General features: G+C 67.0%; 17 protein-coding genes, 2 pseudogenes and 1 riboswitch. Of the genes and pseudogenes, 17 read left to right on the forward strand and 2 right to left on the reverse strand.

Annotation, left to right across the window (positions count from 1 at the left end):
- The first annotated feature begins 90 nt into the window (after window positions 1-90).
- The 5 genes from DYQ94_RS04495 (at window position 91) to DYQ94_RS04515 (ending at window position 5990) form a co-directional block, all read left to right on the forward strand.
- Window positions 91-564, forward strand: a complete 474-nt coding sequence (locus tag DYQ94_RS04495) for a DUF3574 domain-containing protein (protein WP_160954846.1) — start codon at window positions 91-93, stop codon at window positions 562-564.
- On the forward strand, window positions 531-1448 hold the full coding sequence (locus tag DYQ94_RS04500) for an XAC2610-related protein (RefSeq protein ID WP_425519421.1): 918 nt from the start codon (window positions 531-533) through the stop codon (window positions 1446-1448). The genes DYQ94_RS04495 and DYQ94_RS04500 overlap by 34 nt, the downstream gene beginning before the upstream one ends.
- Window positions 1449-1583: 135 nt before the next feature.
- Window positions 1584-3185: a SulP family inorganic anion transporter gene (locus DYQ94_RS04505; RefSeq protein WP_102251449.1), complete on the forward strand. Its 1602-nt coding sequence runs from the start codon at window positions 1584-1586 to the stop codon at window positions 3183-3185.
- Window positions 3182-4351: a lysozyme inhibitor LprI family protein gene (locus DYQ94_RS04510; protein ID WP_184429075.1), complete on the forward strand. Its 1170-nt coding sequence runs from the start codon at window positions 3182-3184 to the stop codon at window positions 4349-4351. The genes DYQ94_RS04505 and DYQ94_RS04510 overlap by 4 nt, the downstream gene beginning before the upstream one ends.
- Before the next feature lie 823 nt (window positions 4352-5174).
- Window positions 5175-5990 (forward strand): DUF3014 domain-containing protein, encoded by an 816-nt coding sequence (locus DYQ94_RS04515; RefSeq protein WP_160955271.1) that lies wholly within the window; start codon window positions 5175-5177, stop codon window positions 5988-5990.
- A gap of 133 nt (window positions 5991-6123) precedes the next feature.
- Here the strand turns inward: DYQ94_RS04515 and DYQ94_RS04520 are convergent, their stop codons facing one another.
- Together DYQ94_RS04520 and DYQ94_RS04525 are read right to left on the reverse strand one after the other, a co-directional pair.
- A complete protein-coding gene (locus DYQ94_RS04520; RefSeq protein WP_160955272.1) occupies window positions 6124-6831 on the reverse strand; it encodes a glutathione S-transferase in 708 nt (235 codons plus the stop codon).
- 45 nt (window positions 6832-6876) lie between these two features.
- Window positions 6877-7185, reverse strand: coding sequence for a GIY-YIG nuclease family protein (locus tag DYQ94_RS04525; protein ID WP_039525859.1), 309 nt, complete (start codon window positions 7183-7185; stop codon window positions 6877-6879).
- A gap of 390 nt (window positions 7186-7575) precedes the next feature.
- On the opposite strand from DYQ94_RS04525, the gene DYQ94_RS04530 reads away from it, so the two are divergent.
- From DYQ94_RS04530 to DYQ94_RS04585, 12 genes and pseudogenes are all read left to right on the forward strand, one after another.
- Window positions 7576-9714 (forward strand): TonB-dependent receptor, encoded by a 2139-nt coding sequence (locus DYQ94_RS04530; RefSeq protein WP_160955277.1) that lies wholly within the window; start codon window positions 7576-7578, stop codon window positions 9712-9714.
- Between the two features lie 64 nt (window positions 9715-9778).
- Complete coding sequence (locus tag DYQ94_RS04535) at window positions 9779-11107, forward strand: LLM class flavin-dependent oxidoreductase (RefSeq protein WP_160955273.1); 1329 nt, start codon at window positions 9779-9781, stop codon at window positions 11105-11107.
- A gap of 16 nt (window positions 11108-11123) precedes the next feature.
- The gene (gene mgrA / locus DYQ94_RS04540) at window positions 11124-12164 is read left to right on the forward strand and encodes an L-glyceraldehyde 3-phosphate reductase (RefSeq protein WP_160955274.1); all 1041 of its coding nucleotides are present in this window, start codon (window positions 11124-11126) and stop codon (window positions 12162-12164) included.
- A gap of 11 nt (window positions 12165-12175) precedes the next feature.
- Window positions 12176-13159: an aliphatic sulfonate ABC transporter substrate-binding protein gene (locus DYQ94_RS04545; protein WP_184429073.1), complete on the forward strand. Its 984-nt coding sequence runs from the start codon at window positions 12176-12178 to the stop codon at window positions 13157-13159.
- Window positions 13160-13286: 127 nt separating this feature from the next.
- On the forward strand, window positions 13287-14081 hold the full coding sequence (ssuC, locus tag DYQ94_RS04550; protein WP_126966275.1) for an aliphatic sulfonate ABC transporter permease SsuC: 795 nt from the start codon (window positions 13287-13289) through the stop codon (window positions 14079-14081).
- Entirely contained in the window at window positions 14078-14881 is an 804-nt protein-coding gene (locus DYQ94_RS04555) for an ATP-binding cassette domain-containing protein (protein WP_160955276.1), read from the forward strand. Before ssuC ends, DYQ94_RS04555 begins: the two co-directional genes overlap by 4 nt.
- Window positions 14882-15079: 198 nt before the next feature.
- The gene (gene clpB / locus DYQ94_RS04560) at window positions 15080-17665 is read left to right on the forward strand and encodes an ATP-dependent chaperone ClpB (RefSeq protein ID WP_024940653.1); all 2586 of its coding nucleotides are present in this window, start codon (window positions 15080-15082) and stop codon (window positions 17663-17665) included.
- A 210-nt stretch (window positions 17666-17875) separates the two neighbouring features.
- A complete protein-coding gene (locus tag DYQ94_RS04565) occupies window positions 17876-19162 on the forward strand; it encodes an O-acetylhomoserine aminocarboxypropyltransferase/cysteine synthase family protein (protein ID WP_104568089.1) in 1287 nt (428 codons plus the stop codon).
- A 780-nt stretch (window positions 19163-19942) separates the two neighbouring features.
- Window positions 19943-20165, forward strand: a riboswitch (cobalamin riboswitch).
- Between the two features lie 116 nt (window positions 20166-20281).
- Window positions 20282-22159, forward strand: coding sequence for a TonB-dependent vitamin B12 receptor (gene btuB / locus DYQ94_RS04570; protein WP_126966272.1), 1878 nt, complete (start codon window positions 20282-20284; stop codon window positions 22157-22159).
- 44 nt (window positions 22160-22203) lie between these two features.
- A pseudogene (locus DYQ94_RS04575) lies at window positions 22204-22354 on the forward strand (bifunctional adenosylcobinamide kinase/adenosylcobinamide-phosphate guanylyltransferase); the annotation flags it as partial.
- Window positions 22351-23397: a nicotinate-nucleotide--dimethylbenzimidazole phosphoribosyltransferase gene (gene cobT, locus DYQ94_RS04580; protein WP_024940845.1), complete on the forward strand. Its 1047-nt coding sequence runs from the start codon at window positions 22351-22353 to the stop codon at window positions 23395-23397. The pseudogene DYQ94_RS04575 and the gene cobT, both read left to right, overlap by 4 nt.
- Window positions 23394-23595, forward strand: a pseudogene (locus DYQ94_RS04585) (histidine phosphatase family protein); the annotation flags it as partial. The gene cobT and the pseudogene DYQ94_RS04585, both read left to right, overlap by 4 nt.
- Window positions 23596-23616 lie beyond the last annotated feature (21 nt).

Genomic DNA, 23616 nt, shown 5'->3' on the forward strand with positions numbered 1-23616 from the left:
CACAGTGCGCGCACGCCGGCATCAGCTGATGCCGGCCCTGCATGAGCCCGCCCCCGATCCGTCGTAAACGTACCCGTTGTGGAGAAGTCGATGAAGTTGCTGCCGTCCTGCCTGCTTGCCGCCATGCTGGCGCTGTCCGCCTGCGCCACCACCCCCGGCGGCGCGCCGGGCCCGACCACTGCCAGCCTGCAGGGCGATGCGGCGCGGCCGGCGGCGGCGCGCGGCTGGGTGCGCAGCGAGCTGTACTTCGGCGTGGGCGAGGAAACCGGCCCGGCCGATCGCCCGCAGACCCGTACCATCGACGAAACCCAATGGCGGGCGTTTCTGGACAAGGAAGTGACCCCGCGCTTTCCCGACGGCCTGACCGTGTTCGACGCCTATGGCCAGTGGCTGTTCCGCGGTGCCAAGGAGCCGAACCGGCTGGGCACCAAGGTGCTGGTGATCCTGCACGAGGACACCCTGCAGCGGCGCAACGACATCGAGGCGATTCGCCTGGCCTGGAAGCAGGCCACCGGCCACCAGTCGGTGCTGTGGTCGCGGCAGGCGGTGGAGGTGTCGTTCTGAGTCTGGCGACCATGCGGCTTGAACATCCGCACCGGCTGCACGTGAGCGCTGCACGCAAGCTGCTGTTCGCCGCACTGGGCGGGCTGTCGTTTGCGTGCTTTGCGCGCGACACCAGCGTGCAGGTGTCGCTGGACGCAAACACGCAGGCGACCGCCACACTGGTCGGCGCGCGCCTGCATGTGGTGTTGGGCCCGGGCGGCAAGGAGCAATGGTTCGACGCGAACCTGGACGAGGGCGAAGGCGGCGCCGGTGTGGACAGCGACGACTACAACTTCGACGGACATCCGGATCTGGCGGTGTCGGCGATGCTTGGCCAGGTCAACGAAGCGGTGCTGGTATTTGTGTTCGATCCGGCGCAACGGCGCTTTCGTGCGCTGACCGCGCCCACGCGCCCGGCAGTGCAGTGCGAGGGTTTCTTCAATCTGACGCCCGACAGGCAGCAGCGCAGCCTGACCAGTTCCTGCCGCAGCGGGCCGATGTGGTACGCCGATGTGTATCGCTACGCGGCCGATGGGCGGTTGTATGTGGCCAGGACGCAGCAGCCGATCGCCTCGCCCGACATCCAGACCTTGCTGGATCCAGGCACCGGCGATGGCATGCCGCTCTCGGTGTGGCCCAGTTACGACGCGCGCGGAGCGAAGGTTTCAAGCGAGATCGGCACCACCCTGGACGCGCCGATGCCGGTACAACTGCGCGTGCAGGTGGCGCGTCTGCCGCTCTACGCCACCCCTACGGCGACCAGCACCAAGCGCTATCTGGTGCAGGGCGATCGGGCCGACGCGCTGGATGTCAGTGCCGATGCCACGCGCGTGCAGGTGCGCTATCGCAGTGCCGGCCGTGGCGACATCGTCGGCTGGATCGAGGTTGCTGCGGCGATGAAGTAGGGCCGTTCCGCCACGCAGCCGCCTGGCATGGAACAGACCGGCGCAATCGCGGCGACACGCTCTGATCCACCACGCAGCTGTCGCGCGTGCGGAGCAGCGGCTACCATCGGTCGATCCCCACGCTTCCTGGCTCCCATGTCGGCCCCTTCCTCGCGTACTGCGGCATCGCCGCGCTGGTTCGTCGCCGGCGACCTCAATGGCTTCTTCGGCCTGGTCGTCGACAATCTCTCCATCCTTGGTTTCATCGCGATGGCGTTGGTCGGGATGTTCCAGTTCCCGGCCGAGGTGGTGTTCGGGCGCATGTTTCCCGGCACCGCGTTCGGCGTGCTGGTGGGCAACCTGCTCTACACCTTGATGGCGCGGCGGCTGGCTGCACGTACCGGGCGCGACGACGTCACCGCGATGCCGCTGGGCCTGGATGCGCCGACCAGCATCGGCATGGCGCTGTTGGTGCTGGGCCCGGCGTTCGTCGGCTTCAAGGCACAGGGGCTGGACCCGCAGGCGGCTGCCATCGCCACCTGGAAACTCGGCATGGCCGCGCTGGTGGTGATGGGCCTGCTCAAGCTGGTGCTGTCGTTCGTTGGCGAGGCGGTCACGCGCGCGCTGCCGCGCGCGGCCTTGCTGGGTTCCATCGCCGGCATCGCGCTGGTGTTGATGGGCCTGCTGCCGCTGCTGGAAACCCTGCGTTCGCCAGTGGCTGGCTTCGTCACGCTGGGTTTGTTGCTGTACGTGCTGCTGGCCAAGGGCCGGTTGCCGACCAAGTTGCCCGGCGTGCTGGTGGCATTCGTGATCGGCACTGCGCTGTACTACGGCCTAGGACTGGCTGGCCTGGGCGCACCGGGCTTCGCGGTGCCGGCATGGACGCCGCCGCAGATCGTGTTGCCGCTGCCGAACCTGGGCTTCATCGACGGCCTGCCCGCCACGCTGGCGTACCTGCCGCTGCTGCTGCCGTTCGGCCTGTTGATGGTGGTAGGCGGCATCAATGTCAGCGAGAGCGCACGCGCCGCGGGCGATGACTACCGCACCCGCGACATCCTGCTGGTGGAAGCCTTGGCGACGCTGGTCGCAGGCGTCTGCGGCGGGGTGGCGCAGACCACGCCCTACATCGGCCAGCCGGCCTACAAGCACATGGGCGCGCGCTCCGGTTACACGCTGCTGACCGGCTTGTTCGTCGGCATCGGCGGCATGCTCGGTGTGATCTCCGGCTTGGTGCAATGGCTGCCGCTGGCGGTGCTGGCGCCGATCATCGTGTACGTGTCGATCGACATCACCACGCAGGCGTTCCAGGCCACGCCCAGGCAGCACGCCGGTGCGATGGTGCTGGGCTTTCTGCCATCGGTGGCGTACCTGCTGACCATCAAGGCACCAGGCTGGATTGCGCCGGATCAACTGGTCGCACTCACCACCAAACTCGATGGGCATGGCCTGCCGGAGCTGGCGGTGATCTTCGCGTTGGGCAATGGCTTCATCATCACCGCGATGTTGTGGATCGCCGCCGTGGCGGCGATGATCGATGGCCGCCTGCGCCGTGGCGCGGTGTTCCTGCTGGTGGCCGCCGGGCTGACGCTGTTCGGCCTGATCCATTCGGTGGACCCGCGCGGCGGCATCTATCTGCCATGGTCGCTGCACGGCCTGGCGCGCGTGATCAGCTGGCAGTTCGTGGGTGCCTATGTCGCGCTGGCGGTGACCCTGCTGCTGCTCTCGCTGCTGCCCGCACGTAAGGAGGCAGTGCAATGACAGCCTGCTCCAGCATGTTGCGGGTGATCATCGGTGGCGCACTGTTGCTTGGCGCCGGCGGTGCCTGGGCGGCGTCGTTCGACTGCAAGCAGGCAGCCACGGCGGTCGAAAAACGGCTGTGCGCGGTGCCGGCGCTGGGCAATCTGGACGATCAGCTGGACGAGTCCTATCGGGCGCTGCTGGACACCACGCCGCGTACCGCGGTTGCAGGCGTGCGTGATCAGCAACGCGCCTGGCTGCGGCAGCGCAATGCCTGCGCGCAGGACGCCAAGCCGGACGACTGCCTGCAACGCACATTGAAGGCCAGGGCCGATGTGCTGGCCAAGGCGCTGACTGTGCAGCAACAGGCGCTGGATCGCATCATCGCCTTGATTCCCACTGCGCCTGCCGACGCCGCGCGCCAGTTGCAGGGCTACGACACGCCGCTGGCTTCGGCGTGGCTGGCGTATCTGCATCAGTTTGTCCCCGCCGCGGGCGTGGATGCAAAGCTGGCGAGTGCGCGGTTTGAAAGTGCGCGCAAGGCGCTGCGCAAGGTCGACGACTTCGCCGCATCCTTGCTCGACGATGTGGATGGCATGCCCGCCATGCAGGCGCAGGAACGCGTGCTGACATTGCTGCGGATGTGGATCGAACGCGACAACAGCGATCATCGTCCTTACGTGCATTGCTTCATCTTTGCTGCAGTGGGCGAGCCGGCGTATGAGGCGTTCGGGTCGCTGTATGGCTCGACACGCGACGGGTTCGCGCCGATCTGCGAGCCGCCGGGCGGTCTGTTTGCATTGGCCAGCTGGAAGCAGCTGGATGCCGGCTTCGACGGGTTGATCGAGGCCCTGAGCAAGGACGCCGGCACCATTCGCTATGCCAGTTACGCCGAGTGGAAAATCATCGCATTACGCGCGTCGGTATCGCCATTGCTCTACCTGACACCGGCATTGCGCAAGCGCTACGGCGAGGATCCGGACAAGGCGATTGCCGCCTGGACCGGGGAAGACAGCGACTGGCCGGCGGCACAGCGCAAGGCCGTGCGCGCGTTGCTGCCGAAGGTGCGCGCCGACACGGCCGCATGGCTGGTGCGCGAGAAGCGCCTGCCTGCGAAGCAGGCCGAGCAGGCGGCCGCCGCCATCGTGGCGGCCTGGGTGAACGCGCGGCTGGATTTCGCAAGCTGAGAGCGGCGGAGACAGCCACTCGCGGCCATCGGGCGGGCGGCGTTGTCGTTTGATGCGGCGATGCTGGGCGTTCTGGTTCGAGCGTTGGCGATGTGGGTGAGCGAGAGCCAAAGCCAAACCAGAGCTGGAGCATGCGATCTGTGGCCTGGCTGCAGTGCCCTTGCCCGCCCACCCTCGCAGGACACGCCGCAAGTACGTCCGTGTAGGCTCTTACGCGGCATCCATGCCGCGTAAGGTCCCGCGACGGTGGGCCGGCAAGGACCTGTCGAGATGGTCGGTGGTTTGGTTGCAAGCAAAGCATGGTGTGCGTTGTTCGGATCACCGTGCGTTCGATCAGCTTTCCAGCGCAGACCGAGTAACGGCAGCGGCTCAACAAAGCAACCTGCAAACTTTTCAGCGTCCCGACGCAAGACTTGCAATCGCAACAGGCAGCTTTTCATTCGACCACCAACCAACCTCCTGGCGCGGTGTCCTTGCCGGTTGCGGGACCCTTGGCGGATGCCGCCAAGGAGCCTCCACGGACGGCTTCACGGCGTGTCCCGCGAGCGGTGAGGGCATCGCGCCCCTCGATCACTGAGTTGTGACTGCATCGGACTTCGCTGCGCGCGTGATCGGTTCGCAATGAGAAGGGTGGTCACAGGTATGTCGTTGCCAGTTCTAGCGCTGCAGCCAGCGTTTCCTGCCAGAGGCAGGCATCCTCGCGGCCAATCGCTCTTGTGCGATGCACATGGTCTTCTTGATCGCGTCATCGCCGCACATCGATGGAACCACCGCGATATCTGGTTGTCACACCATGGATGTCGTCGATGTAAGGAGTTCCACGATGCAATCCAAGTCTTCGCGTTGGCCGTGGCTGCTGGCGGTGCCGGTGGTGGCTGGCGCCGCCTGGTGGCTATTCAGCGGGTCACCCACGGCGCCGGGCACGTTGCCTGCGCCGATCAGCCAGACCGCCAGCGCCGTGGCAGCGGCGGTGACCCCCGCGCCGCCGGCACCGGCCGGGCCGCGCCATCCGGTGCAGCAGCCCTCGGCCGATGCCGCCGACGCCGCGATTCCTGCGCTGGCACAGAGCGATGCCGCTGCGTGGCAGGCCTTGCTGGAACTGGTGCAGGACGATGGCGCCTTGTCGATCGTGCTGCGCAAGCACCTGATCGAACGCGTGGTGGTGATGATCGACAATCTCACCCAGCCCAGCATCAGCCGTCGCGCCTCGGTGCTGCAGCCGGTGACGGGCGAGTTGGCAGTGTCCGATGCCAGCGGCAGTGTGGTGATCGATCAGGCCAATGCGGCCCGGTATGCGCCTTATGTGGCGGCGTTCACCCAGGTGGATGCGCAGGCGCTGGTGCGCAGTTATGTGCGTTTCTATCCGCTGTTCCAGCAGGCCTATGCCGATCTTGGTGCGCCAGACCGCTACTTCAACGACCGCGTGATCGACGTGATCGATCATCTGCTGCGCACGCCCGATCGGGTACAGCCGATCAAGGTGCAGCGCGACGAGCGTGGCCGTTATCGTTTTGTCGATCCCGCGTTGGAGTCGCTGTCGGTCGGTCAAAAGGCGCTGCTGCGGTTGGGGCCTGCGCAAGCGGCTGCAGTGAAGGCGCAGTTGCAGCGGATCCGGGCGGCGTTGCTGCAGGGACGTTGACGCAGCGTGTGATGACGTGAGGAGAAGGCCGCCCGAATGCGGCCTTGCATGCATGGATGCAGCGTCGTGCGCCAGCCCAGCAGGGAAACAACGCAACTTCGGCGGCACGCGGTGCATCACACGCCGCCATCGCTTACGCCGCATCCAGCTCCGGATAGTGGCGGAAGATGCCGTTGGTATTGAACGCCACGCGTCGTTCGGAGGCGAGATAGGCCGCGATGCGCGGGCGGGCGGCCACGCGCTCCTGCAAGGCCTTCAGGCCGGGAAGAGCGGCTGACAGTGTCTTCATGCGCTTGGGGAACATGTATTCCAGCCCGCTGATCAGCTGGAACAATGACAGATCCACATAGGAATGCATGCCAAGCACATGCGTGCCGCCGGCCTGTTGCAGCACCTGCTCGAAGTAGCCCAGGAACTTGGGCAGGCGGTTGTCGCGTAGATCCTTGGCGCGCTTGGCTGCCTCGGCTTTCTGGTCTTCGTAATACAGGCCGGTGGCGATCGGATGATGGCTGTCGTGCACCTCGGCCACCAGGTCGGCGATGGTCAGCTGCAACTGCAATGCCTGGATGCGCTGTGCGTCAGAATCCGGCACCAGCTGCAGTTGCGGTCCGATGACATGCAGGATCGCCGCCACCTGCGCAACCACCGTATCGCCGGCCTTGAGGAAGGGCGGCGCGAACGGCTGCGCGCCGGCCTGGTGTCCTTCCAGAAAGGCATTCATCACCTCATCGCCTTCGACACGCGCCACGTCGGTGTAGTCGGCGCCGGCGTCTTCCAGTGCGAGCCGGACGAATTCGCCACGGCCTTGCAGGCCGGTCCAGTAATAGAGCTGATAGTGCATGCGCTGCTCCGCGATCGATGGCGCTACAGCGTAGAAACCGCGCGGCTAGGCGGGCGTGATCGAAGCGTCAGCGGGCTGTGACCCGGTGCCGTCGTGCGGCTGCGCCAGCAGCCAGGCCAGCTTGCGCGCGCGCGGTTGCTGCTTGAGCTGCCACTCTGCGCGCGAGGCGGCGGCGCGGTCCGCATACGGATGGCTGGCAAGCAGCTCCAGCGGCGGGTTTGCGCGGGTATAGCGCGCGCCGGTGCCGCGCTGATGCGCCTGGAAGCGCCGCTCCAGATCGTTGGTGATGCCGGCGTAATAGCTGCCGTTGCGACACAGCAGCAGATAGAGGTGCCAGGGCTTGGGTGCATCCATGGGCCCATTATCGCCATTGGCCTGGTGTCGTGCAGCGAAGATCTTGGCGAGCGCTGGGCACGGGTGGTCGACACGCGGCGGCGCGTGAGTGAATAACCACCTAAACATTGGTTATTTGACGCTCGCGGCCGCTGCAAACAGCATGCGCTACTGCATTGCAGCGCCGTGTCGGCCTGCGCTGCGGCCGGGTCGCCGTGCATGCACGGCGCTGGCCAATTCGCAAAAAATCTCCCCACGCTGCTGCACGACAGCCGACGCCACGAAAGGACGTACATGCCTGCGCGACACCGGACCCCTGCAAGGATCCTCGCTGCTTCGAGATGGTTGGCCAGGCCGCAGGTGCTGGCGTGGAGTCTGGTGTGGGCATGTGCGCCGGTGCTGGCCGATGAAATGGGCGAGGCTGCTGCGACGCCGGAGCACGCCGCGCAAACCCTGGGCGCGGTCACCGTGACCGCCACGCGCCGCGAAACCACCTTGCAGCAGGTGCCGGTGGCGGTATCGGTGGTGCAGGGCGAGACGCTGAAGCGCGAAAACCGCAACAGCGTGGCCGACCTGCCGGCGCTGGTGCCCAGCCTGAGCTTTCGCAACGGTGCCTCCAACAAGGACACCTCGTTGTTCCTGCGTGGCGTGGGCACCATCTCCACCTCGCCAGGCGTCGAGCCCAGCGTGGCGACGGTGATCGACGGCGTGGTGCTGGGGCGTCCGGGCCAGGCCACGCTGGACCTGCTCGATGTCGAACGCATCGAAGTCCTGCGCGGGCCGCAGGGCACCTTGTTCGGCAAGAATGCCTCCGCCGGCGTGCTCAATATCGTCAGCAACCCGGCGCCGGAGCTGTTCGGCGGCTATGTGGATTACTCGCACTTCGGTGGCGGCGAAGAAGACCGCGTGCGTGCCAGCGTCGGCGGCACGCTGGTGCCGGAGCTGCTCAAGGCCAGCGTGTCGGCATTGTGGGCCGAATACGGCGGCAACGTGCGCAACGTGGCCGACGGCCAGACCGTCAATGGCTACCGGCGCGCCGGCGCGCGCTTGCGGCTGGACCTGAGCCCGAACCCGGACTTGAACGCGACGCTGCTCGCCGACTACCTGCAATCGCACAGTGACGCGCCCAGCGGTGTGGTGGTGGACAGCACGCGTGCGGACTTCGCCGCGGCGCTGGCACCGGTCGTCGCCAGGGACGACAACCGCCAGATCAACAGCGATTACCGCACGTATCTGGACGACATCAACAAGGGCGCCTCGCTGCAGCTGGACCAGCAGCTCGGCGATGCGCTGCTGACCTCGATCAGCGCGTGGCGGCAATGGGACAACACCCAGTTCCAGGATGGCGATCGCACCGCGCAACGCAGCGCGGCGTTTCCGTCCTTGCACGACCGTGGCGACCTGGGCTACACGCAGTATTCGCAGGAAGTGCGCATCCAGACCCCGCGCGACCGTGCGGTGGAGGCGGTCGCCGGGCTGTATTACCTGCATGCGCGCAACGACGAAACCTACCGCCGCACGGTGACGACGCCGACCGCCAGCAACGTGGGCGTGGCCGATTACGCCACCCGCGCGGAAACCTATGCCGCCTTCGGCGAGGCCACCTGGCATTGGCGCCCGGATCTGCGTGCGCTATTGGGCGCACGCTTCACCCGCGACACGCTCGACTACCGGCATCAGCGCCTGTCCAGCTCGGCAACCGCAGTCACCGGCATCCAGCCGTCCACCGCAAGCAGCGGCAGCACCGCAGAAAACGGCGTGTCCGGCCGCACCGGCCTGCAATACGACTTTGATGCGCGGACCACCGGTTACATCACCTATTCGCGCGGCTACAAGGGCCCGGCCTACAACGTGTTCTTCAACATGCAGCCGCGCGATACGCCGGCGCTGAAACCGGAGACCTCCAATGCCTGGGAGCTGGGCCTGAAGGCGCGCGCCCTGGACGATCGCCTCAGTGCGAACGTGGCGCTGTTCCATACCGACTACGCCAACTACCAGGCCAACTTCTTCGACACCGTGGCCGGGCAGGTGGTGACGCGCCTGATCAACGCCGGGCAGGTGCGCACGCAGGGCCTGGAACTGGATCTGGACTACCGGCCCACCGAGCGGCTCAGCCTGGCCGCCTCGCTGGCCTACACGCAGGCGCGCATCCAGCGGTTTGCCTGCCCCACCGCAGCGGCGGCCAACTGCAATGTCGATGGCCGGCCGTTGCCGTTTTCGCCGGACTGGAAGGGCAATCTGCGCGCCGGTTACCGGGTGCCGCTGCGCGGCAGCCTGGCACTGGAATTCAACGGAGACGTGAGCTGGCAGGACAGCGTGCAGTACGACCTCAGCCAGACCCCGCAGACCATCCAGGGACCGTACGCGATCTGGAATGCCAGCATCGCACTGGCCGACGATGTGCATGGTTGGCGCGTGGCGGTGCTTGGCCGCAATCTCGGCGACCGCTCATACGCCCCGTTGCTGGCCAATGCCACCGGCAACGTGTTCCGGCTGGTGCCGCGCGACGACCAGCGCTATGTCGGGCTGCAACTGCACAAGGATTTTTGACGATGTCCGTGATGTTTGTTGATACTGATTCGAGCAATGCAGGCGCACCGCACGGTGGGCTGCGATGAGCGCTGCACGGCAGCTCTCGCTCGGTGCGTTCCTGATGGCCACCGGCCATCACGTGGCCGCGTGGCGGCACCCGCAGGCCAGTGCCGACCCGCTGGTGTTCGACCATTATCGCGAGATGGTGCGCATCGCCGAAGCCGCCAAGTTCGATACGGTGTTCGTCGCCGACAGCCTGGCTGCAGCTGGTGGGCCGGTGGCGTCGCGGATGGCGCGTTCCAGCCTGTTCGAGCCGCTCACGCTGCTGAGCGCGTTGGCGGTGGTGAGCGAGCGCATCGGCCTGATCGCCACCATGACCACCAGCTACAACGAGCCGTATCACGTGGCGCGCAAGTTCGCCTCGCTGGATCATCTGTCCGGTGGGCGTGCCGGCTGGAATCTGGTCACGTCCGATGCCGCCGACGAAGCATTGAACTTCAACCGCGACGCGCATTACGTGCATGCCGAGCGTTATGCGCGGGCGCGCGAATTCCAGCAGGTGGTCGCGGGCCTGTGGGACAGCTGGGACGACGATGCCTTCATCGCCGACACCGCGGCGGGCGTGCACTACGATCCGGCGCGACTGCATGTACTGGATCATCGCGGCGCGCACTTCCAGGTCCGCGGCCCGCTCAACATCGCGCGTGCGCCGCAGGGGCATCCGGTGCTGGTGCAGGCCGGCTCGTCCGAGCCCGGGCGCGCGCTGGCTGCGGAAACCGCCGAGGTGGTGTTCACCGCGCAGTCGTCGCTGGCCAAGGCGCAGGCGTTCTATGCCGACATCAAGGGGCGGCTGGAGCAGTTCGGGCGCGCGCGCGATGCGTTGAAGGTGATGCCGGGGGTGTTCATCGTGGTCGGGCAGAGCCAGGCCGAGGCGCAGGACAAGTTCGCGCAGTTCCAGCAGCTGGTGGAGCCGGAGGTCGGCATCGCGCTGCTGTCGCGCATGCTGGGCAACTTCGACCTGTCCGGCTATCCGCCCGATGGCCCGTTGCCGGAATTGCCGCTCACCGAAACCGGCCAGCGCAGCCGCCAGCAGTTGTTCACCGAGCTGGCCGGACAGGAGCAGCTGAGCATTGCCCAGCTCGGTCGGCGCATCGCAGGCGGACGCGGGCACTACAGCCTGATCGGCACGCCGACACAGATTGCCGACGAGCTGCAGGCCTGGTTCGAAGGCGGGGCCGCGGACGGTTTCAACGTGCTGGTGCCGCATCTGCCCGGCGGCCTGGCCGATGTGGCCACGCACGTGGTGCCCGAGCTGCAGCGGCGTGGACTGTTCCGGCGTGAATATGCAGGGCGCACCCTGCGCGATCATCTGGGGCTGGCACGCCCCGTCAATCGCTTCAGCACACGCTGACTCACCGGATACCCTGATGACCTATCTCGCACATCCCGATCGTTACGACCGTATCGCCTACCGCCGTGTCGGCCGCAGCGGCCTTGTCCTGCCTGCGCTGTCGCTGGGCCTGTGGCACAACTTCGGCGACAGCACACCGATCGACACGCAGCGCGCATTGCTGCGGACCGCCTTCGACCTGGGCATCACCCATTTCGATCTGGCCAACAACTACGGCCCGCCGTATGGCAGCGCGGAAATCAACTTCGGCCGCCTGCTGCGTGAAGACTTCAAGCCGTATCGCGATGAATTGATCCTCTCCACCAAGGCCGGCTGGGACATGTGGCCGGGTCCGTACGGGCAGGGCGGCAGTTCGCGCAAATACCTGCTGTCCAGCCTGGATCAGAGCCTGCAGCGGCTGGGCGTGGACTACGTGGACATCTTCTACTCGCACCGCTTCGATGCGGACACGCCGCTGGAAGAGACCGCCGGCGCATTGGCCAGTGCGGTGCAGCAGGGCAAGGCGCTGTACGTGGGGGTGTCGTCGTATTCGGCGGCGCGCACGCGGGAGATCGCCGGGTTGCTGCGCGAGTGGAAGGTGCCGCTGCTGATCCACCAGCCGGCCTATAACCTGTTCAATCGCTGGGCCGAGCATGAGCTGTTCGATGCGACCGACGAGGTCGGCGCCGGGGTGATTGCATTCACGCCACTGGCGCAGGGCCTGTTGACCGGCAAGTACCTCAATGGCGTACCCAGCGATGCGCGCGTGAATCGTCCCGGTGGCGACTCGCTGCGGCCGGAACATCTGGCCGAGGCCAACCTGCAGCGCGCACGCGGGCTGGATGCGATCGCGCAGCGGCGTGGGCAGAGCCTGGCGCAGCTGGCCCTGGCCTGGGTATTGCGCGACCCGCGGGTGAGCTCGGCATTGCTGGGCGCCAGCCGCCCGGAGCAGTTGATCGAAAACGTCGCGGCCTTGCAGACGCCCGCGTTCAGTGCGGACGAGTTGGCCGAGATCGACCGCTTTGCGGTCGAGGGTGGCGTCAACCTCTGGGAAAAACCGTCCACCGATTGGCAATGAGGAACGCTCCGATGCGCTACCGCTTTTTGATTGCTGCGTTGCTGTTGTCCGGCCTCGCATGGCTGCAACCCGCAGCGGCGGCCGAGCCGGCGCAGCTGCGTATCGGCTATCAGAAAGCGGTGTCCAGCCTGGTGCTGGCCAAGCAGCATCGGTTGCTGGAGCAGCGCTTCCCGCGCACCAGAATCAGCTGGGTCGAGTTTCCGGCCGGCCCGCAGCTGCTGGAAGCCTTGAACGTGGGCAGCATCGACCTGGGCGGTGCGGGCGATATTCCGCCATTGTTCGCGCAGGCCGCCGGTGCCGATCTGCTGTACGTGGGCTGGGTGCCGCCCACGCCCAAGGCCGAGACCATTCTGGTGCCGGCCAAGAGCACGCTGCGGCGCGTGGCCGACCTCAAGGGCAAGCGGGTGGCCTTCCAGAAGGGTTCCAGCGCGCACAACCTGCTGCTGCGGTTGTTGGCCAAGTCCGGCCTGAGCATGCGCGACATCACGCCGTTGTATCTGTCGCCGGCCAACGCACGTGCGGCATTCGCGGCCGGGCAGGTGGATGCCTGGGCGATCTGGGACCCGTGGTATTCGGCATTGACGCTGGATGGCAGCGCACGCCTGCTGGCCAATGGCGAAGGGCTGGGATTGACCGGCGGGTTTTTTCTGTCTTCGCGGCGCTACGCCACCGCGTGGGGTCCGTTCGTGCAGCAGGTGATGCTGCAGCTCAACCAGGCCGATGGCTTGCTGGAGCGCGACCGCGCCGGCAGCATCAAGGTGCTGGCGCAGGTCAGCGGGCTGTCGCCTGCGGTGGTCGAGCGCACGCTGACGCATCGCCCGCCAGCCAGCGTGCAACCGCTCAGCGCCGAGGTCATCAAGGCGCAGCAGGCCACTGCCGATCTGTTCTACGCGCAGCGCCTGCTGCCCAAACGCGTGCTGGTGGCGCCGGCGGTGTGGCGTGCGCCCGCGGTTGCCGCGGTGCCAGCGGCAGGCAAGCAGGCGGTGGGCAAGTGATGCACGCCAGCAGTACTACACCCGCAAGCAGTAGCGCATGCGCAGGCCAGAACGCGTGCTCAGCACCCGTGAGCGGGCAGGCGCACGCCGTTGTTTCGCTGCATCGCCCAACCAACAAGGCTGCGCGATGAGTCGCTGCTCGCAGCGATTAGGCAACGTGCTGGTGCCCTGGCTAGTGCCGCTGGCCTTGCTGGTGGCCTGGCAGGTCGCAGCCTCCGGCGGCTGGTTGCCGCAGCGCATCCTGCCCGCACCGGATGCGGTATTGCGTGCCGCAGTGACGTTGGTGCAAACCGGCGAGTTGTGGCAACACCTGGCGATCAGCAGCTGGCGTGCGGCGGTGGGCCTGGCCATCGGCGGTAGCATCGGGTTTGCGCTGGGCCTGCTCACCGGCGTGTCGCGTATGGCCGAACGCCTGCTCGACAGCACCTTGCAGATGCTGCGCAACGTGCCGCATCTGGCGCTGATTCCGCTGGTGATCCTGTGGTTCGGGATCGACGAGGGCGCCAAGCTGTTCCTGGTGGCGCTGGGCACATTCTTCCCGATCTATCTCAATACCTACCATGGCATCCGCAGCGTGGACCCGGCCTTGATCGAGATGGCGCGCAATTACGGCTTGCGCGGCCCGCAGCTGTTTGTCGATGTGTTGTTGCCCGGCGCATTGCCGTCGATTCTGGTCGGCTTGCGCTTTGCGTTGGGCCTGATGTGGCTGACCCTGATCGTGGCCGAAACCATTTCCGCCAGTTCCGGCATCGGCTATCTGGCCACCAACGCACGCGAGTTTCTGCAGACCGACATCGTGGTGGTGGCCATCGTGCTGTACGCGCTGCTCGGCAAGCTGGCCGATCTGGCCGCACGCGGGCTGGAAGCCTGGTGGCTGGGCTGGCATCCGGCGCAGCAACAGCGTGCGGAGCTGCGCCGGTGAGCGCGGCCGACACCGGCCTGCCGCTGAGCCTGCGCGGCATCGGCAAGCGCTACGGCGACAGCGAGGTCTTGCGTGGCGTCGACCTTGAGATCGCGCCTGGCGCCTGCGTGGCGGTGGTCGGGCGCAGCGGCTGCGGCAAGAGCACCTTGCTGCGCGTGATCGCCGGGCTGGAAGCAGCCGATACCGGCACCGTCGACAGCGGTCATGCAGCGCTGGCAGCGCAGCGCGATGCAGTGCGGCTGATGTTCCAGGACGCGCGGCTGCTGCCGTGGAAGCGCGTGATCGACAACGTGGCGCTGGGCCTGGGGCGTGCCGGGCGTGTGCAGGCACAGGCGGCGCTGGATGCGGTGGGGCTGGGTGCACGCGGTGGTGAGTGGCCGGCGGCGCTGTCCGGCGGTCAACGCCAGCGCGTGGCCCTGGCGCGCGCACTGGTACATCGGCCGCGGCTGCTGTTGCTAGACGAACCGCTGGGCGCACTGGATGCGTTGACGCGCATCGAGATGCAGCAGCTGATCGTGCAGTTGTGGCGGCAGTACGGCTTCACCCTGGTGCTGGTGACCCACGATGTGGCCGAGGCGAGTGCGCTGGCCGATCGCATCGTGCTGATCGAGCATGGCCAGGTCGGCCTGGACCTGCCGGTGCCGGTGCCGCATCCGCGTGCCCCCGGCGCGCCGGCCCTGGCGGCAATCCAGGCGCAGGTGCTGTCGCGTCTGCTGGGGGCATCGTACGTGCCGGCGCCAGCGGCTGCGGAGAATCCTGCCGCGGCGCCTGCGTCGCTGCCGCTGCGGCGGATCGTCTAACGACATGTCCGTCGGCCTGGGGTGGTCCAGGCCAGTGGGCGAGCCCACACCGCCCAGCCCAGGCGCCACCGCGTGTGAGCCGATCCTGCTGCACCGCATCGGCACCTGCGCAGCCGCCAAACCTTGAAACCCCGCACGGCAGCCGCATCTGCACGGTATCGTCGGCGTCGCCGGCCACCAGTTCAGAGGATTATCCCCATGCGGATGGACAAGCTCACCTCGCGGTTCCAGCAGGCGCTGGCCGACGCGCAGTCGCTGGCCGTGGGCCGCGACCACAACATCATCGAGCCGGTGCACGTGCTCGCCGCCTTGCTCGACCAGAGTGGCGGCAGCACGCGCCCGCTGCTGTCACAGGCCGGCGTCAACGTGCCGCTGCTGCGCGAGCGGCTGGGCGAGGCGCTGGACACGCTGCCCAAGGTCTCCGGGCAGGAAGGCAACCTGTCGATCGGCAACGATCTCAACCGCCTGCTCAACCAGACCGACAAATTGGCCCAGCAACATGGCGATGCCTTCATCGCCAGCGAGTGGTTCGTGCTGGCCGCCGCCGACGATGCCAGCCCGCTGGGCGTGGCCTTGCGCGCGGCCGGCGGCGACAAGAAGAAGATCGAAGCCGCCATCGACAAGCTGCGCGGCGGCGAGACCGTGCAATCGGAAAACGCCGAGGAACAACGCCAGGCGCTGGAAAAATACACCATCGACCTGACCGCACGTGCGGAGAGCGGCAAGCTCGATCCGGTGATCGGCCGCGACGAAGAAATCCGCCGCACCATCCAGGTGTTGCAGCGGCGCACCAAGAACAACCCGGTGCTGATCGGCGAGCCCGGCGTGGGCAAGACCGCGATTGTCGAGGGCCTAGCGCAACGCATCATCAATGGCGAAGTGCCCGAAGGCCTGCGCGGCAAGCGCGTGCTGTCTCTGGACATGGGCGCGCTGATCGCTGGCGCCAAGTTCCGCGGCGAGTTCGAAGAGCGGCTAAAGGCGGTGCTCAGCGACCTGTCCAAGAACGAAGGCCAGATCATCCTGTTCATCGACGAGCTGCACACCATGGTCGGCGCCGGCAAGGCCGATGGCGCGATGGACGCCGGCAACATGCTCAAGCCGGCGCTGGCGCGCGGCGAGCTGCATTGCATCGGCGCCACCACACTGGACGAATACCGCAAGTACATCGAAAAGGACGCGGCGCTGGAGCGGCGCTTCCAGAAGGTGTTCGTGGGCGAGCCGACGGTGGAAGACACCATCGCGATCCTGCGTGGGCTGAAGGAGCGCTACGCGGTGCATCACGGCGTGGAGATCACCGACCCGGCGATCGTTGCCGCCGCCACCTTGTCCAACCGCTACATCACCGATCGTCAGCTGCCGGACAAGGCGATCGATCTGATGGACGAGGCGGCATCGCGCATCCGCATGGAGATCGACTCCAAGCCGGAAGAACTCGATCGCCTGGAGCGCCGCCTGATTCAGCTCAAGATCCAGCGCGAGATGCTGAAGAAGGAAAAGGACGACGCCTCGCGTCAGCGCCTGGCCGATCTGGAAACCGACATCGACAAGCTCGAGCGCGAGTTCTACGACCTCAACGAGTTGTGGAAGTCGGAAAAGGCCGCGCTGCAGGGCACCACCAAGGTCAAGGAGCAGATCGAGCACGCCAAGCTGGAGCTGGAAGCCGCGCAACGGCGCCAGGACTACGCCAAGATGAGCGAGATCCAGTACGGCGTGCTGCCGCAGCTGGAAAAGCAGATGGCGCTGGCCAACGAGGTCGAACATCACGACTTCAAGCTGGTGCAGGACCGCGTGACCGCCGAGGAAATTGCCGAGGTGGTGTCGCGCTGGACCGGTATCCCGGTCAACAAGATGCTCGAGGGCGAACGCGACAAGCTGCTGCGCATGGAAGACGAGCTGCACCAGCGCGTGGTCGGCCAGAACGAGGCGATCAAGGTCGTCTCCGACGCGGTGCGGCGTTCGCGTGCAGGCCTGTCCGATCCCAATCGTCCGAGCGGCTCGTTCCTGTTCCTGGGCCCGACCGGCGTGGGCAAGACCGAGTTGTGCAAGGCGCTGGCGGATTTCCTGTTCGACAGCACCGAGGCGATGATTCGCATCGACATGAGCGAGTTCATGGAGAAGCATTCGGTCTCGCGGTTGATCGGCGCGCCTCCAGGCTATGTGGGCTATGAGGAAGGCGGCTATCTGACCGAGGCGGTGCGGCGGCGCCCGTATTCGCTGATCCTGCTGGACGAGGTGGAAAAGGCGCATGCCGATGTCTTCAACATCCTGCTGCAGGTGCTCGACGACGGCCGCCTGACCGATGGCCAGGGCCGCACGGTGGACTTCCGCAACACCGTCATCGTGATGACCTCCAACCTGGGCTCGCACCAGATCCAGGAGCTGTCCGGCGACGGCAGTGCCGAGGCCTATACGCAGATGAAGGCAGCGGTGATGGGCGTGGTGCAGGCGCATTTCCGCCCGGAGTTCATCAACCGGCTCGACGACATCGTGGTGTTCCATCCGCTCGACAAGGCGCAGATCAAGTCGATCGCGCGCATCCAGTTGCATGGGCTGGAAAAACGCCTGTCCGAGCGCGGCCTCAAGCTGGACCTGGACGATGCCGCGCTGGAATTGCTGGGCAATGTCGGTTTTGATCCGGTGTATGGAGCCCGCCCGCTCAAGCGTGCGATCCAGTCGCAGGTGGAAAACCCGCTGGCCCAGCAGATCCTGTCCGGCCAGTACCTCGGCGGCGACACCGTGCGCGTGCGTGCCGAGGGTGGGCGGCTGGTGTTTGGCAAGGGCTGAGACGCGGCGCCGGTTGTGCGCCGCATCGCTGGCAGCGGTTGAAGCAAGCAACGGGCACTGCGCAGGCAGTGCCCGTTTGCATGAGGGGGATGGCGCATGCGGCGTATCGTCCGTGCTCACAACGCGGCGGCATAAGGTCATCACCGCTGGTTTGCAGACACGCGTGCAGGGCCGGCTATGGTCGGCACTCCTGTCCGAGCGAGCCGCGCCATGACCGATCCGCAGTGGAAGCCCGAAACCATCGCCGTGCACGGCGGCTACCAGCCCGATCCCACCACGCGGGCGGTGGCGGTGCCGATCTACCAGACCGTCGCCTACGCCTTCGACGATACCCAGCATGGCGCGGACCTGTTCGACCTCAAGGTGCAGGGCAATATCTACAGCCGCATCATGAACCCAACCAACGCCGTGCTGGAGCAGCGCGTGGCTGCGCTGGAAGGCGGCATCGGTGCATTGGCGCTGGCCTCCGGGCAGGCCGCGGTGACCTATGCGATCCAGACCATCGCCGAGGCCGGCGACAACATTGTCTCTTCCAGTGCTTTATATGGCGGCACCTACAATCTGTTCGCGCACACCTTGCCGCAGTTCGGCATCAGCACGCGCTTTGCCGATTATCGCGATCCGCAGGCGTTTGCCGGCTTGATCGATGAACGTACCAAGGCGGTATTCGTCGAGTCGATCGGCAATCCGCGCGGCAACATCACCGATATCGAGGCCGTGGCCGCGGTGGCGCATGCGCATGGCGTGCCGCTGATCGTGGACAATACCGTGGCCACGCCGTCGCTGCTGCGGCCGATCGACTTCGGCGCCGACATCGTGGTGCACTCGCTGACCAAGTATCTGGGCGGCCATGGCAACAGCATCGGCGGGGCGATCGTGGACAGCGGGCGCTTCCCGTGGGCGGCGCACAAGCAGCGGTTTCCACGCCTCAACGAGCCGGACGTGAGCTATCACGGCGTGGTCTACACCGAAGCGCTGGGCGAGGCGGCGTACATCGGCCGTGCGCGCGTGGTGCCGCTGCGCAATACCGGCGCGGCGCTGTCGCCGTTCAACGCATTCCTGATCCTGCAAGGCATCGAAACGCTGCCGTTGCGGATGGAGCGCATCAATGCCAACACGCTGGCGACTGCGACGTATCTGCAGCAGCACCCGCGGGTCGCCTGGGTCAATTACGCCGCGCTGCCGGATCATCCGGAGCATGCGTTGGCGCAGAAGTATCTGGGCGGGCATGGCTCGGGCGTGCTGACCTTCGGCCTGCCCGGCGGGCGCGCGGCCGGCGCGCGTTTTCTGGATGCGCTGCAGTTGTTCACGCGGCTGGTGAACATCGGCGATGCGAAGTCGCTGGCAACGCATCCGGCATCGACCACGCACCGTCAGCTGGGCCCGGCCGAACTGGAACATGCCGGGGTCAGCGAAGACACGGTGCGGCTGTCGATCGGCATCGAGCACATCGACGATCTGTTGGCGGATCTGGAGCAGGCGCTGCAGGGGGCGTGAGGTTTGATAGCCGTGAACTGAGCAGGAGTGCGGGAAGGGACGAGCTAGCCCCTCTCCTGCGGAAGACGGTTAGCCCCTCTCCCGTCGGGGCGAGGAGGCACAGCTGGCGCGCCATGGGCGCGCGTGCCTTGGAGCGCCCGCGCCGCAAGCGCGGGCCGGGGCGCGGAGCGGGGGGGGGGTGAGGGTACGGGTTCTCCAGGCACCGCCAAGTACGCCGTCTGTCTCTGGCTTCGGTCAGGGCGTCAGCGCGGCCGGGGATCGGCTCTTCGGCTCGGCAGACATCCTGTCTGACTCGCCGTCGCGGCACATCCCTGTGCCGCTCTCCGCCAATCCCCGGCCCCGCTGCCGCCTCGGCACGTTGTTGCCGCGACTTCGAGTTGCCGCGACTTCGAAAAATGCTGAACGCGGTCATGACGAAGTTGCCCGAAGCCCCTCTCCCGTCGGGGCGAGGAGGCACAGCTGGCGCGCCATGGGCGCGCGTGCCTTGGAGCGCCCGCGCCGCAAGCGCGGGCCGGGGCGTGGAGCGGGGCTTGGGGTGAGGGTACGGGGGCGAAGCCCACTCGCATGTGCGAGATGACGCTCGGTGGCAGGCATGCGGCCATGCCGGTAGTCCCGGCATGCTGCTTCCATCCATGGCATGAGGCTTCGCTCCGTACCCTCATCCGGCGCTGCGCGCCACCTTCTCCCGGTGGGAGAAGGGGTTGGTCCCCCCGGTGCGTGGCGACGCGTTGCGCTTGGCCGCCTGCCACAGACCTCGGAAGCGCCTCTGACCAATCCTGCTACCATGCGCGCCCCTGAGGTGACTGCCGGTTTGCCGGTGGTTTAAACGGGAATCCGGTGCGCGGATCGCCTTGGCGAACTGCAATGCCGGAGCTGCCCCCGCAACGGTGGGCGAGGTCAGATGCCGCAACACGCCACTTTGCAGTCGCATGGGAAGGCGCGGCATCGGAGGCGCAGGCTTCCACTCGCGAGCCCGGAGACCGGCCTGAGGGATTGAACCGGCACGCGGTGGGCGTGGCCTTGATCGTCTGGCGCTGCCGCGTTGGACGCCTGGCCCGTTGCTGCCTGCCGCCCCCATTGCCCCCGCGCGGGTAGGCGCGGTTCCAGGAGCAGCAGTCGATGTCCGTTTCTTCCGTTTTGCCGCGTCGTGCGGTGCTGGCCGTGGGGCTGTCGGTGTGCGTGGCCACCCTGGCCCATGCCGAGGCCGCCCTCGATCTCGACCAGGTCGTGGTCACCGCCTCGCGTACTGCGCAGACCCAGGACCAGACGCTGGCGCCGGTCACCGTGATCGACCGCGCGCAGATCGAGCGTCGCCAGGTGAATTCGCTGCAGGACCTGCTGCGTGGCGAAGCCGGGGTGGCGCTGGCCAACAACGGCGGCCCGGGCAAGCCGACCTCGCTGTTCCTGCGCGGCACCGAGTCCGATCAGGTGGTGGTGCTGATCGATGGCGTGCGCATCGGCTCGGCTACCTCGGGCGGGGCGGCGTTGCAGGATCTGCCGATCGAGCAGATCGAGCGCATCGAAATCGTGCGTGGTCCGTTCTCCAGCCTGTACGGTTCCGAGGCGCTGGGCGGGGTGATCCAGATCTTTACCCGGCGCCCGCAAGGCCGCTTCGTACCCACCTTCAGCGCGGCGGCCGGCAGCGACAATGCGCGCCGCTATAGCGCGGGCCTGGCCGGGCGCAGTGAAGGCGATCTGAGCGAAAGCGGCGGCTGGTATTCGGCCAACGCGGTGCATGACGAAACCGATGGCATCAACGCGTATCTGGACACCAGCTCCAGCGACTACGACCCGGATCGCGATGGCTACCGCAACGATTCGCTGAGCGTGCAGGGTGGCTGGCGCTTCAATCGCCAGTGGGATGCCGACGTGCATGCCTTGCGCGCGCAAAGCCGCAACGAATACGACGGCTCGGCCTTCGGCGGCAACCTGTCCAAGGGCGTGCAGCAGGCGGTCGGTGGCCGTGTGCGTTACGCGCCCACCGATGCGGTCAAGCTCACCGCCAGCGTCGGCAGCAGTTCCGACTTCAGCGATGCGTATTACGACGGCGCGTATCTGTCCACCTATGACACCCGCCGCAAGCAGGGCGCGTTGCAGGCCGATATCGCTGCCGGCGCGGGCCTGCTCACGGTCGGCTTCGACTGGCAGCGCGACGCCATCGCCAGCAGCGACAATTACGATGCCGACAGCCGCATCGACCGCGCCGCATTCGCGCAGTGGCAACAGAGCTTCGGTGCGCAGTCCTTGCAGGCCAGCCTGCGTCGCAACGACAACAGCCAGTTCGGCGGCAAGACCACCGGCAGCCTGCTGTGGGGCTGGGATGTTGCCGAGCATCTGCGCCTGACCGCCAGCTACGGCACCGCATTCAAGGCACCCACCTTCAACGAGTTGTATTACCCCGATTTCGGCAATCCGTTGCTGGGGCCGGAAACTTCCAAGAGCGCCGAGCTCGGCCTGCGCGGCAGCTACGACTGGGGCACCTGGACGGTGAGCGCGTTCCAGACCCGCATCGACGATCTGATCGCCTACGACGCGTCGTTGGTGGATGCGGCGCATCCGTTCGGGCAGCCGAACAATATCGATCAGGCGCGCATCCGCGGCGTGGAAGCCGGCTACGACACCGAGCTGGCCGGCTGGACCGTACGCAGCGCCTTGACCTGGCTGCAGCCGCAGGCCGATGGCGAGGTCAACAACGGCAACTGGTTGCCGCGGCGCGCGCGGCAGAGCGGGCGCATCGATGCGGACCGCAGCTTCGGTGCATTCGGCGTCGGCGCGAGCCTGTTCGGGTCCGGCAAGCGCTTCGACGATCTGGCCAACACCGAGCAGCTGGCCGGTTACGGGTTGCTGGATCTGCGCGTGAGCTATGCCGTGACTGCGGACTGGAAGGTCTCGCTCACCGCCAACAACGTGTTCGATCGCCAGTACGAAACCGCACGCTGGTACGCGCAGCCCGGGCGCAATTATCTGCTGACGTTGCGTTATCAGGCCGCGCAGTAAGCGCGGCTGTTGCGCCGGGCATGCGCACTGTGGGGTGAGCGCGCAACGAAGCGGGGCAGGGCGTCGTGCCGCTGGGCGAACTCACGCCTCGATTTGTCGACAGGCCGGCTGCACCAGGCATTGGCGCTACAGTGCGAGCGTGTGGTGCTGGTGATGGCAGGTTTGCCGATGGTTCTGACGGGAGAGGCGGTGTGACAAGCGATTGGATCCATGGTGCCTGTGCGGTGCCGGACGCGCGCGTGCGCGCGGCTGCGCTGGCGCGGCAGGAGCAACTGACCAAGCCGCACGGCGCGCTGGGCCGGCTGGAACAGCTGGCAGTGCAACTGGCGGCCTGGCAGCGCAATGAGCACCCCACTGTGCAGCGGGTCTGGATCGCGGTGTATGCCGCCGACCATGGCGTCGCCGCCGAGGGCGTGTCTGCGTTTCCGCAGGCGGTCACCGGCGAGATGGTGCGCAATTTCGCCCGCGGTGGCGCCGCCATTGCGGTGCTGGCGCGCGAGCTCGGTGCGCGCCTGGAAGTGGTCAATCTCGGCGTGGTCAACGACCCGGGCGAGTTGCCGCGGGTGCGGCGTGCTTGGATCGCCCCGGCCAGTGCCAACATCTGCGAGCAGCCGGCGATGAGTTCCACCCAGTTGCGCGACGCGTTGGCCGCGGGCGCCGAAAGCGTCGCCCAGGCAAAGAGTTGCGACACGCAGCTGTTTGTCGGCGGCGAAATGGGCATCGGCAACACCACCTCGGCCGCGGCGTTGGGCTGCGCGTTGCTGTCGCAGTTTCCGCAGGCGATGGCCGGCGCCGGCACCGGGCTGGATGCCGAGGGCATCGCCCACAAGGCCACCGTGATCACCCGTGCGCTGGCCCTGCATGCCGATGCTGCGACTCCGTTGGAGCGGTTGCGCCGGCTGGGCGGTTTCGAGATCGCCGCCCTGGTCGGTGCCTATATCGCCGCTGCGCAGGCGGGGATTCCGGTGCTGGTGGATGGCTTCATCAGCACCGCCGCGGCGCTGGTCGCCACCCATCTCAATGGCGGCGTGCGCGAATGGCTGTTGTTCGGCCATCGCTCGCAGGAGCGCGGCCATGCCGCCTTGCTGCGCGCACTGGATGCCGAGCCGTTGCTACAACTGGACCTGCGGCTGGGCGAGGCCAGCGGCGCAGCGGTGGCGATTCCGCTGCTGCGTCACGCCTGCGCCTTGCACAACGGCATGGCCACCTTTGCCGAAGCCGGCGTGTCCGACGCATGAGTGTGCAGATCAGCCTGCTGTGGCACGGCGACACCGGCCAGCGCAGCGACCGCGGTCAGCTCGACGACCCGCTCGCTTAACTGGTTGGCAGCAACTGCGCGCGGCCACCGCCGACGGCGCATGGGACGCGGTGGTGGCCTCGACGCTGTAACACCTGCACCTGGTTCGCCACCGGGTTGTATGCAGCCGGACGCGCCAGCGACATTGCGCAAGATCGGG

The sequence above is a fragment of the Xanthomonas sp. LMG 8993 genome (genome assembly GCF_009835065.2).
In the GTDB taxonomy this organism is placed as follows: Bacteria; Pseudomonadota; Gammaproteobacteria; order Xanthomonadales; family Xanthomonadaceae; genus Xanthomonas; species Xanthomonas arboricola.